Origin of the sequence: Fredinandcohnia quinoae (assembly GCF_022427965.1) — a bacterium.
In the GTDB taxonomy this organism is placed as follows: domain Bacteria; phylum Bacillota; class Bacilli; order Bacillales; family Bacillaceae_L; genus Ferdinandcohnia; species Ferdinandcohnia quinoae.
Window position 1 is genome coordinate 1 of the sequence record NZ_JAKTTI010000088.1, and the last position, 402, is coordinate 402.

Below are 402 nucleotides of genomic sequence, written 5' to 3' on the forward strand. Positions count from 1 at the left end.
GGAGATTCCTAAGTACGGAAGCCTTTTGGCTTCTAATTGATTAGGCTACCCCCGTAGTCCCTACGGTTAGAAGTCTTATCGCTTCAGCTTTTAGATTTTGTCCTGCGTTAATATCTCTGTCGTGATGTGTGCCGCAAGAAGGGCAATCCCACTCACGAAGGTTAAGATCTTTAACGTCTTTGTTTTTGTGGCCGCAACAAGAACATAGTTGAGAACTGGCAAAGGTTTTAGATACAGCAATGACTTCTTTGCCATACCATTTTGCTTTGTATTCAAGCATGGTTCTGAATTGTGACCAAGATACTTCACTAATTGCTTTTGCTAACTTATGATTCTTTAGCATATTAGATACTTGCAGGTCTTCAATACCAATCACATCGTGGTTTTTGATGATTTCAGTAG

Annotated in this window: 1 protein-coding gene; it reads right to left on the reverse strand. The window is 40.0% G+C overall.

The window, feature by feature from the left end; translation table 11 throughout:
• Positions 1-40 precede the first annotated feature (40 nt).
• A partial coding sequence (locus MJG50_RS22010; RefSeq protein WP_240257913.1) for an RNA-guided endonuclease TnpB family protein occupies positions 41-402 on the reverse strand: 362 nt, incomplete at its 5' end.